At 36.2% G+C, this 13,398-nt stretch carries 8 protein-coding genes; 5 read left to right on the plus strand and 3 right to left on the minus strand.

The features are described from left to right. Positions 1-24 precede the first annotated feature (24 nt). Positions 25-1,284 (plus strand): iron uptake transporter deferrochelatase/peroxidase subunit, encoded by a 1,260-nt coding sequence (gene efeB / locus ACQKN2_RS00860; RefSeq protein ID WP_427413232.1) that lies wholly within the window; start codon positions 25-27, stop codon positions 1,282-1,284. Beyond that, positions 1,259-2,974: an FTR1 family iron permease gene (locus ACQKN2_RS00865; RefSeq protein ID WP_427413233.1), complete on the plus strand. Its 1,716-nt coding sequence runs from the start codon at positions 1,259-1,261 to the stop codon at positions 2,972-2,974. The genes efeB and ACQKN2_RS00865 overlap by 26 nt, the downstream gene beginning before the upstream one ends. Here the strand turns inward: ACQKN2_RS00865 and ACQKN2_RS00870 are convergent. Next, positions 2,949-3,203 carry a hypothetical protein gene (locus ACQKN2_RS00870; RefSeq protein ID WP_427413234.1) on the minus strand — a complete coding sequence of 85 codons (255 nt, stop codon included), beginning with the start codon at positions 3,201-3,203 and terminating at the stop codon, positions 2,949-2,951. The two genes, ACQKN2_RS00865 and ACQKN2_RS00870, sit on opposite strands and share 26 nt — an antisense overlap. 433 nt (positions 3,204-3,636) lie before the next feature. On the opposite strand from ACQKN2_RS00870, the gene ACQKN2_RS00875 reads away from it, so the two are divergent. Continuing rightward, positions 3,637-8,112, plus strand: coding sequence for an endonuclease (locus ACQKN2_RS00875; RefSeq protein WP_427413235.1), 4,476 nt, complete (start codon positions 3,637-3,639; stop codon positions 8,110-8,112). An 82-nt stretch (positions 8,113-8,194) separates the two neighbouring features. Here the strand turns inward: ACQKN2_RS00875 and ACQKN2_RS00880 are convergent, their stop codons facing one another. Next, positions 8,195-9,298: a hypothetical protein gene (locus ACQKN2_RS00880; protein WP_427413236.1), complete on the minus strand. Its 1,104-nt coding sequence runs from the start codon at positions 9,296-9,298 to the stop codon at positions 8,195-8,197. A 550-nt stretch (positions 9,299-9,848) separates the two neighbouring features. Then, positions 9,849-11,081 carry an MFS transporter gene (locus ACQKN2_RS00885; RefSeq protein WP_427413237.1) on the minus strand — a complete coding sequence of 411 codons (1,233 nt, stop codon included), beginning with the start codon at positions 11,079-11,081 and terminating at the stop codon, positions 9,849-9,851. A gap of 212 nt (positions 11,082-11,293) precedes the next feature. Between ACQKN2_RS00885 and ACQKN2_RS00890 the strand changes: the two genes are divergently transcribed. Together ACQKN2_RS00890 and ACQKN2_RS00895 are read left to right on the plus strand one after the other, a co-directional pair. After that, positions 11,294-12,685: a PLP-dependent aminotransferase family protein gene (locus ACQKN2_RS00890; RefSeq protein ID WP_427413496.1), complete on the plus strand. Its 1,392-nt coding sequence runs from the start codon at positions 11,294-11,296 to the stop codon at positions 12,683-12,685. A 151-nt stretch (positions 12,686-12,836) separates the two neighbouring features. After that, positions 12,837-13,244: a hypothetical protein gene (locus ACQKN2_RS00895; protein ID WP_427413238.1), complete on the plus strand. Its 408-nt coding sequence runs from the start codon at positions 12,837-12,839 to the stop codon at positions 13,242-13,244. Positions 13,245-13,398 lie beyond the last annotated feature (154 nt).

Raw genomic sequence — 13,398 nt, forward strand, 5'->3', positions numbered from 1 at the left:
AAGTAATTTATGGAGTGATAATAAATGACAGCGTCAAATGATGAAAAATGGATGAATAAAAAAATATCAAGACGTGACATGTTAAAGCTAACAGGTATCGGAGCAGCTGGTATAGCTATCGGTGCTTCTGGCTTAGGCGGTGTTATGAAAGTAATGGGCTACGATGTGTTCGAGCCTGTTGCGGATAGCACGACTGCACGTAATAAAATTGATTTTTATGGAAAACATCAATCTGGCATTATTACACCAGTTCAGACAAATATTTATTTTGCTTCTTTAGATGTTTTATTTACATCAAAGAAAGACCTACAAGAGTTGTTCAAAAAATGGACACCTCTTGTTGTACGTTTAATGAATGGTGAATTAATGGTAGATTTAACAACAAATACTAGAGTACCTACAGGAGATACAGGTGAAGCAGAAGGTTTAGACGCTTCTAATTTATCAATCACAATAGGTGTCGGCCCATCTTTGTTTGATAAGCTTGGTATCCAACATTTGAAGCCAGCAGAATTAAATGATTTACCACATTTCCCAAAAGATCAGCTTCAAAAAGAACTTACAGGTGGAGACCTTTGTATTCAGGCATGTGCGGATGACCCACAGGTGGCATTCCACGCAGTACGTAACTTAGTTCGTGCAGCATCTGGTAAGGTAGAAATTAAATGGTCTCAAGCAGGCTTTAACTCATTCCCAGCTGGTGGAGGAACACCGAGAAATTTATTTGCATTCAAAGATGGCACTGGAAATCCATCGACTGCCGATGACAAAGATTTAAATAAAGTTGTATGGGTCGATAAAGGCTGGTTAAAAGGCGGCTCTTATTTAGTCGCACGTAAAGTTCAAATGCATCTTGAAACATGGGATCGCACATCTTTGAAAGATCAGGAGGCAACATTTGGTCGTTATCGCGATAGCGGTGCACCTTTTGGTAAAAAGAAAGAGTTCGATGATTTCGATGTAGAGGCGAAGGATAGCAACGGTAAGTATATTATGCCAGATACGTCACATGTGCATTTGGCACGTAAATCAGGTGCACGTATTTTACGTCGCTCTTACTCTTATGCATCAGGTGTTATGACGAATACAGGTGCGCATGATGCGGGACTCATGTTTGTTTCTTTTCAAAAAGACCCAGCCCAATTTATAACAGTTCAAAATAGCTTAGGACGTTTGGATAAAATGAATGAGTATACTACACATCGAGGCAGCGCAGTGTTCGCTTGCTTCCCTGGTGTACAAAAGGGGAGTTATATAGGTGAAGCACTTTTTAACACGCTGTAGCTTAGTACTTTGCCTGTTTGTGGCACTTGCTGTACCAGTACAGGCAGCGCAATCTTATAGTCACTTATACATTTCTATTAGTGATGCGCTAATGAATACGAAGCAGGATAAGGAATCTGAAGCTGAGCAAGCCCTTGAACAGTTTTCTACAGACTGGGCGTCGGTCACATCTGAGCAAAAGGAAGCAAAAGAAAAAGTTGATAATATTCTTGTGCAAGCAGTTGAGGCTACAGCTAAGGATGAACGTTTAAAGGCACTGTCTCAATTGTCTAATTCCTTACGTGCATTAGAAAAGCTTGAGAATCCTGTAGATGAATCGGCGCAGCGAGCAGAATTCGGCATGAAATTTAAACCAATCATGAAAGCATTTGAAGATGCCTTAGCAAGTGGTGATTTAACTACAATCGACGCAGCGTATAAGGATTTTAATGCTAAATGGAAAAAAATCGAACGTCCTGTACGAGAGCAAAGTATTGCTATGTACGGGCAGATTGAAACACAGATGGCATTTATACGGATCACACTTGCTTCTGAAGAGCCAGATGTAGCATTAATGCACTCACAATATGCAGAATTAAAACAAACAATTGAAGATTTTGTAGCAGGTAATGATACGGCGAAAGTTGTAGAAGGAGAGTATTCTCTAACAACATTGATTGCTTATATTGATGAAGCGAATGATTTTATCGATGCAGGTGACTACAAGGCTGCCTCTGATAAAATTCGAGAGTTCATTAAAATATGGCCAAGTGTAGAAATAGATGTTTCAACACGTAATGGCAGCCTGTATACAAAAATTGAAAGTGATATGCCAATCATCGTTAGTGACTTATTGAAGTCTAACGTCGATGTTAAAGCAATAAAAAGTAAGCTGGATAATTTCCGCACTGAAATTGAGCTGATTCATGGTGACTCAGATTATACGCTGTGGGATGCTGCATTAATCTTACTGCGAGAAGGTTTAGAGGCACTGCTTATTATTATGGCATTAGTATCGTTCTTAGAGAAATCTGGACAAAAAACAATGCGCAAATGGATATATATCGGTGCATTCGTAGGGATCTTACTATCAGCGGTAGCGGCTATTTTAATGTCGACGATTTTCCAATCAGCGACAGTTGATACAAGTCGAGAGCTCATGGAAGGTTATATTGGTTTACTAGCCGCTGCAATGATGATTGGAGTAGGTATTTGGCTCCATAGTAAATCGAGTGTGACAAGCTGGAATCGCTATATTTCCAAACGAATGGGTAATGCTATCTCATCGGGCTCGGTGTTTACGATGGCAGCAATTAGCTTCCTATCCGTTTTCCGTGAAGGGGCAGAAACACTTGTCTTTTACGCAGGAATTGCACCTAAAATGGAGACATCTCAGTTTGTGCTAGGTATCGTAGTAGCACTTGTGATATTAGCTATTTTTGCATTTGTATTATTTAAAGCAAGTGGGAAAATTCCAGTTCATAAATTTTTCGCTGTGGCAACGGTGTTAATCTACGTATTGGCATTTAAAATTATTGGTGTCAGTCTGCATACATTGCAGCTGAGGGATTCAGTTTCAACAACTATTGTAGATGGCTTGCCAGTTGTCAACATCATTGGTTTCTATCCAACAGTAGAAACAATGATTGGACAAGCGATTTTACTTTTACTTGTTGTCGTTACGATCATTTATAAAAAGAGACAGAAATAAATAGAAGGGCAGATGAATATACTTTCATCTGCTCTTTTTTGTTGTGATAAGGTGTCATCTGCAGTAATGTTTCGCTTTTCGACAAAGCGTGGAGTTTAATTTCCGTTCCGACTGGGCGCTTTGTAGCTGCCGCTTTGCTTTCGCTACAGAAAACATTTGTTGTTGCTGTCGCTACGCTTTCGCACAGAGCAAAGCTTCCTGGGGGCATCTGATGAACCGCTTGGGCCAAAAGGTAGCCTCCACGAAATGGTGTTGCTAGATTAAAAGTAGTAGGAAGATAGAAAATAGTCTCTTGACAAATAACTTGTTAAGAGGCTATTTCTTTTGGCGTAAATCAATTAGCCCGTTTTTTATAATTAAGCAAATTAGGTAAGTGTTAATTTTAATTTGTATGTTAAAATTATGTTATAAATTGTTAAATTCCCTGTAATAGTTGTGTTTTCTATTATTACAATTCATTTACATAATATAAATACTATAAAAATAGTGAATTAATAATAATATGTTTACATATATATGTAATGGGGAAATATGTTCCGAATAGTTCGACCATTTACGACATATCGTATGCGATAAATGTCGTCTGTACGGTATAGGCCCAAAGCGAAAGTATCTTTTGCAAAAAAACGATCATTCTTAAAACTGAAAGGAGAATTGACTTGATGTCAAAGAAGAATTGGAAGAAACCATTAAACGCCTTTTTAGCAACAACTTTAGTCGCAAGTATTGCCGCACCTTTAGCACCAATCACTGTAAATGCTGAATCACTTGCAAAGGATTTAATCATTTCAGAGTATATTGAAGGAACTTCCTTCAATAAAGCAATTGAAATTTATAATGGTACAGGCGCCGCGGTTGATTTAAGTAATTATACGCTAGAGCTTCATACGAACGGAGAAGCTAGCGCGAAGAATAAAGTAAGTTTGACAGGTACTCTAGAAAACGGTGCTACGTATGTTTTATATCATAAAGATGCAGATCCAAACATTAAAGCAAAAGGGAATCTAGAAAATACAACGGTTATTAATTTCAATGGAAATGATCCAGTCGTATTAAGGAAATCTAGTGACATAGTCGATTCTATTGGACAAGTTGGTTCTTCAGCGGATTTTGCTAAAGATGTAACTTTAGTAAGGAAAAGTTCAGTTTTGACGGGTGATACAACTATTAATGATCCTTTTAATGCAGCATCGGAATGGGATTCATTCCCGGTAGATAATTTCTCCAATTTAGGCCAACACGTAATGGATGGCAATTCAGGTGGTCCTGTTGACCCCGAAGTACCGGCAATTCTCTCAATTGGAGATGCTCGGAATAAAGGTGTAGGTGAAACGGTAACGATCAAAGGTAGAGTTGCAGCGGGCTTGAAAAATACGTTTTCAGTTCAAGATGAGACAGGTGGTATTGCGGTAAGACCCATTAGTCTAGCTATGTCTGTCGGGGATGAAGTTACGTTAAAAGGTAAGTTAGCAGACTATCGTGGTTTACTACAATTAGATGGTGCTACAATCGTTGAAAAAGTTGAAAATGCAGGTGTACCTACTCCAAAGGTAGTAGCAGGTGCTCAAATAAATGAAGATAGTGAATCGCAGCTAGTAACAGTGAAAAATGTTACGCTAACAGATGTTCAACAAGGTGCAGGGTGGGCAAACTTTACTGCAAATGACGGAACGAATTTCCTCGTACGAGATGAAACAAATTCGCTTGGCTTAACTGTCGGTACAAACTATGAATCTATTACTGGTATTGTTCAACAGTTCGATAAAGATTATCAGGTGATTCCTCGATCAAATGCAGATATCGTCGTGGATAGTAAAGCACTAATGCCTGCTAGCGCATCACCTGGAAGTGGGACGTTTGTTGGCAAAACAACAGTGACTTTAACAACACCGACAGCAGATGCAGAAATTTATTACACATTAGATGGTACGAAGCCAACTGATAAAAGTCTTAAATATGAGACACCAATTGAGATTAGCAAAAATACTACATTAAAAACAATCGTTAAAGCTAAAGATGGCTCATTTAGTAATATAACTACATTTGATTATAGCATTGCAGATAAATTACAAATTCATGATATTCAAGGTGCTGGGCACGCTACAACATTTGATGGTAAAACAGTTGAAGGAATTGAAGGAATCGTAACGTATTCATTCACGTTAAATAATAATTGGTACTATACGATTCAAACGCCAGATGAATTGGCTGATCATGATCCGAATACTTCTGAAGGTATTTTTCTGTACAGCGGAAAAAAACCATGGCCAATAAAGGTAGGGGATTTAGTATCTGTTAAAGGTAAAGTAAGCGAATATGCATACGATGGCTATGATGACAGGCAGCAAACAGATTTAAAAACAACACAAATTAATGTGCGTGACGATCAAGACGGAAAAGTAGAAGTCATTAAAAGTAGTGTAGCCTTACCAAAAGCAATTGGAATCGATAAGTTAAAAATGTCTTTTAGTAAGATCGACAGTGATCAGCTTGAAATTTTTAATCCAACAATCGACGCTATTGATTTTTGGGAAAGTATCGAAGGCATGAGAGTAGAAGTTGGAAACGTGAAAGCGGTAGCACCACAGGAGCATGGAGATTTAGTAACAGTACTTGAGGGTGAACCAACAAACACAATTCACGGTGGGGTATTGCATGAGAAAGAAAATGAAAATCCAAACAGAGTTCAATTCCGACTTGAACCGAATGGGGCTGCACGTGATTTTGAAGTGGCTACAGGTGATAAATTTAAAGGGCCAATTACGGGAATCGTAGGCTATTCCTATCAAAACTTTAAAATCTATGCTTCTTTAGATGAGATGAAGGCAGCTCATGAAAAAGGAAATACATCACCTGAGACAACAAAAATAGTAAAGGCAGAAGATAAGTTAACAATTGCCTCATATAATTTGGAGAACTTCTCTAATAACAAAACTTCTACTACTGATGATAAAGCGAAAAAATTAGCAAGAGCCATTGGTATTGATATGGGCAGTCCTGATATTGTTGGTGTAACAGAGGTGCAAGATAATAACGGGCCATCTGCAGGAGATTCAAAAGCGGATCAAAGTTATCAAAGATTAATTGACGCTATTAAAGGTGTAGGTGGTGTCGAGTATCAGTATGTTAATATCGATCCAATTAACAATCAAGATGGTGGAGCACCAGATGCGAATATTCGAGTTGGCTTCCTTTATAATCCAGAGCGAGTGAAGTTAAAGGAAGGTATTCCGGCAGGGGATGCTACAACAGCTGTTGGCTATAAAGACGGGAAATTAACAGTGAACCCTGGGCGTATTGATCCAGCAAATGAAGCGTTTAATAGTAGTCGCAAACCTTTAGCGGCACAATTTGAATTCCAAGATGAAGATGTAATTGTGATCGCAAATCATTGGAATTCTAAAAGTGGAGATACTCCCTTATTTGGTTCGATTCAGCCTCCACAGTACGGAAGTGAAGTACAGCGTAAAAAAATCGCTAATATTGTTTCTAATTTTGTTGGAGACGTTAAATCAAAAAATCCAGATGCAAACATTGTTTCTTTAGGTGATTTTAATGATTATCAATTTGCGGATGCACTTAAAATCCATGAAGGTCAATTGATGACGAATATGATTAATAAAGTAGAGGCTTCTGATCGTTACACATATGTATATCAGGGGAATTCACAAGTATTAGACCATATTCTAGTGTCAAACAATCTGGCAGAGAAAACAGATGTGGATATTCTTCATATTAATGCTGATTTTACGGACATGGCCGGTCGTGCAAGTGACCATGATCCAGTAATGGTTCAAATTGATGTTAATAACAATTCAAATGTTGAACCGATTAAACCAGAAATAGTATATGACTATAAGAACTTCAAAAAGAACAAATTAACAATCAATAAACCTAGTATAGCACTTCATTTAGATGCTCAATCGGAAATTCCAAAAGGTGTGTTCCTTAAAGGTGGCTATGCAGAACTACATGGAGAAGGCTTTAAGACGACTGATGTTATCCTTAGTCCTGTGAAAGCAGGGATGATTATCGACCTTAAAGGCAATAGCGTGAAAACACTCACAATTGAAGGTCAATATGTCAGTGAAATTAGAGGCGCTGAAAATTTAGATATACAATCGATAATTTATAAAAAGGGTGCAGCTCCTGAGCAAATTAAATTTACAAATTCGAAGGGGAAACCCATTGTAAATCCTTCTTTGCCTGCTGAAAACAATCAACCAATCATTAAAGAGCCTATTACCAACAAAACTGTAGCTATTGGAGAGGAAATTAAAATTGATTTAACAAATCATTTTTCCGATCCTGATGGCGATGAACTTTCATTTACTGCCACAAAAGGCACTATAAATGGAAAGGTATTAACACTCAATTTAGAAGAGGGTAGTCATATTGTTGGCGTTACAGCATTTGATGGAAAGAAAAGTGTCACTACAAGTTTCAGCGTAACAGTCATTGCTAATGACTATTATACAGGTGCCTATAACAAGGAAGGCCAGGCACTGAAAACGGCTCTTCATGATATCATTTCTGAACAAAAGGTTCTTTCTTATGATGAGGTTTGGGATGCATTAAAGTATACGGATGAAGATCCTAGTAATCAGAGTAATGTCATTTTATTTTACTCTGGGAAATCTAGTCCAAAAACAAACAGTGGTGGCAATGTAGGAAACTGGAACCGAGAGCATACGTGGGCAAAATCACACGGTAACTTTGGGACAACTAAAGGACCAGGAACAGATATCCATCATTTACGACCAACCGATGTACAAGTTAATAGCTCAAGAGGAAATTTAGACTTTGACAATGGCGGCAGTCCAGTGGCTGGCTGTAATGGATGCTTGAAAGATTCAGATTCATTCGAACCACCTAATCGCGTAAAAGGTGATGTAGCTCGTATTCTATTATATATGGCCACTCGTTATGAAGCTGGAGATAAGGTAGATCTTGAATTAAACGACAAAGTTAATAATGGAACAGCTCCTTATCACGGTAAACTCTCAGTTCTTTTACAATGGCATAAGCAAGATCCTGTAGATGAATATGAAAAACAAAGAAATGAAAAAATTTACGAAATCCAAGGCAATCGAAATCCATTTATAGACCATCCTGAATGGGTGGAGAAGATATGGTAAGTTAAAAAAGAGTACTCAAAACGCCACTTCAAGGTTTAAGTTGAAGTGGCGTTTTAGTTTTGTTAAGTTCTTTTTAATTCTACTAAAATTCGTAGTGCTCTTTAGGGTTTTGAATACTTATTCTTTTCAAAAGTGCCTTTTCAGTATATCCATCGAATTCAGCATGGAATACTACATCATCAACAGTAAATGTTGCGAAAAATAGTATTTGGCCAATGGTATCCGTGAAATCATTTGCTTCTATTGTCACTTTTTGATTTATAGCTTTTGAAATATCTTTTGCCGTTACTTGTTTAAAGTTAAATAAAAGAACATGTGTAATTGGTGCGTCGTTTATGTTTCCATCGTAAAATGTAGTGCAAATTGAGTAATCTTCATACGATTTGCATAAAACACCTTCAACATATTCTTCTTTCGCTATTGCCTTATTCTTTTGAACGCCATCACCAATAGTGTCCATAAAGGAAATCCCTGTTTTTGTGAAACTATTATTTAATGCTTTCATAAATGCTTCATTATGTATTAATGGAAGTCCTGTTTCGAGCAATATTTTTTCATTATTTGCTAATAGATGATCGTCTTTTAGTAAATAGGTTTGATTTAATTCTGTCCCAACTAAATGAAAGGAATTTGTAGTAGGATTTATAGTTATATCCTCCCTTTTTCCTGCATATGCTTTGAAGCCCAAAATGACACGAGAATTATCATCAGAAGCCTTAATAAGGTTTACTTCATGTCCAATCGTTTTGACTCCTGGTTGAAAGTCACTCGCAATGAGTATTTCTTTATCGTCTGGTCCATTTAGTACTCCATGGAATGCAATCTCGTTATAAATTGGATATTCATAGTGTAGATCACTCCAGTTCTCCCAAGTTTTATTTGTTCTATTATATTTCCCTACAATGTAACCATAATGGGTTTGGTCACTATAACCAAAAATATATTCAGGGATTTTATCTCCATCAAAATCGACAAATTGTTCAGCCGCTACAGGGAATTTAGATTTCGTTTGCTCATACCATGCACTTGTATTTACCGTACTCTGCCATTCTTCTTTCGATTGAGGGAGAGCTTGCTCTGCTGTTCGCTTCTCAGAAGCCTCTTCGTTTTTCTTAGAAACTACCTCATTACTCGAACATCCTGCTAATAAACATACCAGTAAGAGGATCGACAAATTTCTCAACATCCTGATAAACCTCCATTTAATCTTTAATATAGTCATAATCTATCATTTATAATTCTACCTTTAGTCACATCTTAGTATCTACATATTTTTTAAAAAGTACCAATATTTATTGGTGAAAATCTATATATTTACTAGAAGAAGTATTTTAACAAGTTCATAAAGGAGATGCTGATAGTGAGATTATGGAAGCTTAATGAGGAGAGTGTATTCATTTTGATGAATCACACAGACATAGATTATTTTTTTGTTGTGAGTGGAATCGTGATTTGCAATTATGTCATGTTGAATCCGAATTTAGCAGATATGGAAGTGTGCGATCGAACATTGGATAAAAAGAAGAGTACTCAAAACGCCACTTCAAGGTTTAAGTTGAAGTGGCGTTTTTATTCTTTTCAAAAGTGCATTTTCAGTAGATTCATCAAATTTAGGATGACATACGTTTACACAAAATGTCATCCTAAACTTGCAATAAAGAATCGAATTTACTTGGCAATATCGTGAAAATGAACATATTTTTTATGCATAACAACAAACGCAACATATTCACGAATCATTGCGTTTGGCCAAAAATACCCTTAGCAATCTCTTTCTTTACCTTTTTCACAATAGAATGTGAAGATAGTCTACCATGCAATAAATAATAAACACCAATTCCGATTAATATAAGGAATGAACAATAAAAATAAATTGATCCATAATCAATTTTAGCTGCGGCAATACCAAAGATAAATGATCCAATGCCGAACCCAAAATCATAGATAGAAAGGAATGTAGCCGTAGCCAAGGCCCTCTTTTTAGGGGGTGCTACTTGAATGGCAATGGTTTGAAAGCTGGGAAACACAGTTCCCCATCCAACACCAATAAGGGCTGCTGATGCTAGAAATAACAAAGGCGTATTCGAAATACTCAGTAAGAACGTACCGACTGCAAAGCATAAAATAGCAGGATAAATGATCATATTTGCCCCAAATAAATCAAACCATTTTCCAGTAAAAGGACGTGAAATTAAAAGGACCACTGCGTACACAACAAAGAAATAACCAGCAGCTTCCACTAAACTTTGCTCTTTAGCATATAAGGATACGAAGGAAATAATTCCCGAATAAATCAATCCAAAGAAAGCTGAAACCAATGATACAGGAATGGCGGAAGTTTCCAAATAATCTCCAATTTTCATACTTGTTTTTCGTTCAATTTCCTGTTCTGACATAATAACTTTCTTAGGTAATTTAACAAACAATCCTGCAACGAGTGCAAAGAGAGCAAAGCATGCATTAATGATAAACATTGCATTTGGCGCTGTTTGTTGCATAACAGTCAAACCTAAAAAGGGACCAATAGCCATAGCAAGATTAAGCGTTAATCCATAGTACCCCATTCCTTCTCCTTTGCGGGATTCCGGTATGAGATCGGCCACAATTGCGCCAGTGACCGTAGTGGCCATTCCAAAGCCAATTCCATGAAAAAAGCGTAGCATTAGTAAGCCCATCAAAGATTGCGGTATAAAATACAAAGTTGAAGCAACGAAAAGAACAATGAGGGAGCTTATAAAAACAATATACTTTCCTGCCTTTTCGATCCATTTACCTGCAAATGGGCGTGTTAGGATGGATGCAATCAAAAAAACTGTAGTAATAAGTCCTACTTCAGTTGCGGCACCATGCAATTCTTGTAAAGCATATATCGGTAGTGTGACCAATAAATAAAAGAATGTTGTAAACACGAGAAAATTAGTAATGGCAATACTGATAAAATCCCTTGTCCATAATCGGGGTTTATCCAATATTTCCACCTCCTACAACAATTAAATTCCTAGTGCAGGTTCCTTGAATTTGTACTGCTATAAAGTTGAGTCCCCTTACAATCAAACAAGATATGTACATAAATATTACCTTCCAAATCAAAATTTTTTCTAAATTCATTATTCATTTATACTGTCATTTCTGAAAGGTACAGTTTACAATAAACACAAATGACAGATGAGGTATTTCAATGATGAATGAACTAATATTTAATATCAATCGAGAAAGTAACACGCCTATGTACCAACAAGTTTATCAATACATACGAACTCAGATTTTATCTGGTAAATTAGAGTGGAATACAAAGTTGCCATCGATTAGGCAACTTGCTCTCCAACTAGAGGTCAGCAGAAACACAACTCAGCTAGCTTATGAACAATTGCAATCGGAAGGGTATATTCGAAGTGAGAACAAAAAGGGGTTTTTTGTAGATGCAAATGTATCGGATGAGACGCTTAATTATGAACCCATTAAAGAACAGCATCATGAAAAGAATCAAACTGACATAAAAACGATTGACTTTAAAATCGGGACAGTGGATCAAGAGAACTTCCCTTTGAAAACATGGAGAATGCTTACAAACAAAGTCATTAAAGACTCTAGCATGTTTTCATACGGAGAAAAACAAGGCGATATTCAATTAAGAAAGGCACTAGTAGATTACTTGTTCCAATCAAGAGGGGTTAATACTTCTGCTGAACAAATTATTATTGGCAGTAGTACACAACACTTATTATTACTTTTGACGCTTTTGCTAAAGCAGGACTATCAATATCTGGCAGTTGAAGACCCTGGATATAATGTGGCAAGGGAACTATTTGCGCTTCAATCATTTATCATTGATCCAATCCCGGTAACAGAACAAGGCATTCAAGTCGATCGCCTTTTACAGTCACCTTCTAGACTTTTATATGTCACTCCTACTCACCACTTTCCATATGGAGTAACTATCCCCGTCAATGAAAGATTAAAGTTAATTCAATGGGCAAAAAGGGTGGAAGGATATATTATTGAGGATGATTACGATAGTGAATTTCGTTACATCCATCAACCTATACCGTCTCTTCAAAGCTTAGATTCTAATGATAGGGTGGTTTATTTAGGAACTTTTTCAAAAGCATTGCTACCTTCTATCCGTGTTAGTTATATGGTTTTGCCAAAGAGGCTAGTAAGTGAATATAAAAAGATCCTTCCTTTGCTCGAGCAAACATCCTCATCTATTCATCAGAGAACATTGGCGACCTTTATGAATGAAGGATATTGGTACTCACATTTAAGGAAGATGAAAGCTTTGTATAAACGTAAAATGAATCTATTGAATAGGGAATTACTAAAACACTTTAAAAATTATGTTGAAATAAAAGGTAGTAGCTCAGGAATTTACGTTATTATTGAAGTTAAAACAAAAATGAGTGAAAAAATGTTAATTGAAAGGGCATATGAACACGGAATAGCAGTTAATCCTTGCTCACAAACTTTCTCGAAATATAAACCACAATATCCACATATTTTACTTGGATTGGGTAATTTAAGTGAAGAAGAGATCATAAAAGGAGTATCTCAACTAGCAAAAATTTGGTTGTAATCTTATTAGGGGTAGCACCAAATCGGTATTAAAAAGAGGACCCTAATCTTGTATATTAGAGGATTATAACAATCAAAATAAGAAAGAAAACCTTTATTATTTTATTTCGTTTAAGTAGTGAGGAAGATAAAAAAGTAAAAGGTGTGAAAAAATGTATAAACACAAAAATTCGATCATCGTAGCTATTACAAATATTATTATTGTTTGTGTAGCTCCAATCCTTTATGATTCGATGTTATTTAACATAATTGATATAGCACTTTTTAAATTTATAATTTTTCCTTTAATTATTGTAGTTATCAATAGTGTTCTTTGGTTTAGTAAATTCAAACTTGAATTTTATGAGCATATGCTTTGGGCTTATATTGCTTACTTTTTATCCGTTATTGTTTCATTTGTTCTAATTATAGACCCGTCTAAAGAAAAGCCTCCTGGCGAAACCTTGGTGTTACACGCAGATTTTTTAATGATCTTGTACATCACATTTGTGCAATGTATATTTTTACTTTTTTTAAACGGCATTCTTTATATAATTCTAAAAAAAATAAAAAAGTATTAAGAGATGGTTGTTAAAACGACAGTAAATCTTCCTTTACAGAATAGAAAGTAATGTGGGCTCCAGAAAGTAGTACTCTATATGAAAAAGGTCTAGTTAAAGTTTTCGTTAATTTGATATTTGCATATATTGATACGGAATATCGTGAAAATGGGAG

The sequence above is a fragment of the Lysinibacillus sp. NPDC093688 genome (assembly GCF_050280145.1).
Lineage (GTDB): Bacteria > Bacillota > Bacilli > Bacillales_A > Planococcaceae > Lysinibacillus > Lysinibacillus xylanilyticus_B.

Excerpts from the sequence above, each read along its gene's own strand:
- efeB (WP_427413232.1), top strand. The coding sequence starts at position 25 with ATGACAGCGTCAAATGATGAAAAATGGATGAATAAAAAAATATCAAGA.
- ACQKN2_RS00890 (WP_427413496.1), top strand. The coding sequence starts at position 11,294 with ATGAATGAACTAATATTTAATATCAATCGAGAAAGTAACACGCCTATG.
- ACQKN2_RS00875 (WP_427413235.1), top strand. The coding sequence starts at position 3,637 with ATGTCAAAGAAGAATTGGAAGAAACCATTAAACGCCTTTTTAGCAACA.
- ACQKN2_RS00895 (WP_427413238.1), top strand. The coding sequence starts at position 12,837 with ATGTATAAACACAAAAATTCGATCATCGTAGCTATTACAAATATTATT.
- ACQKN2_RS00880 (WP_427413236.1), bottom strand. The coding sequence starts at position 9,298 with ATGTTGAGAAATTTGTCGATCCTCTTACTGGTATGTTTATTAGCAGGA.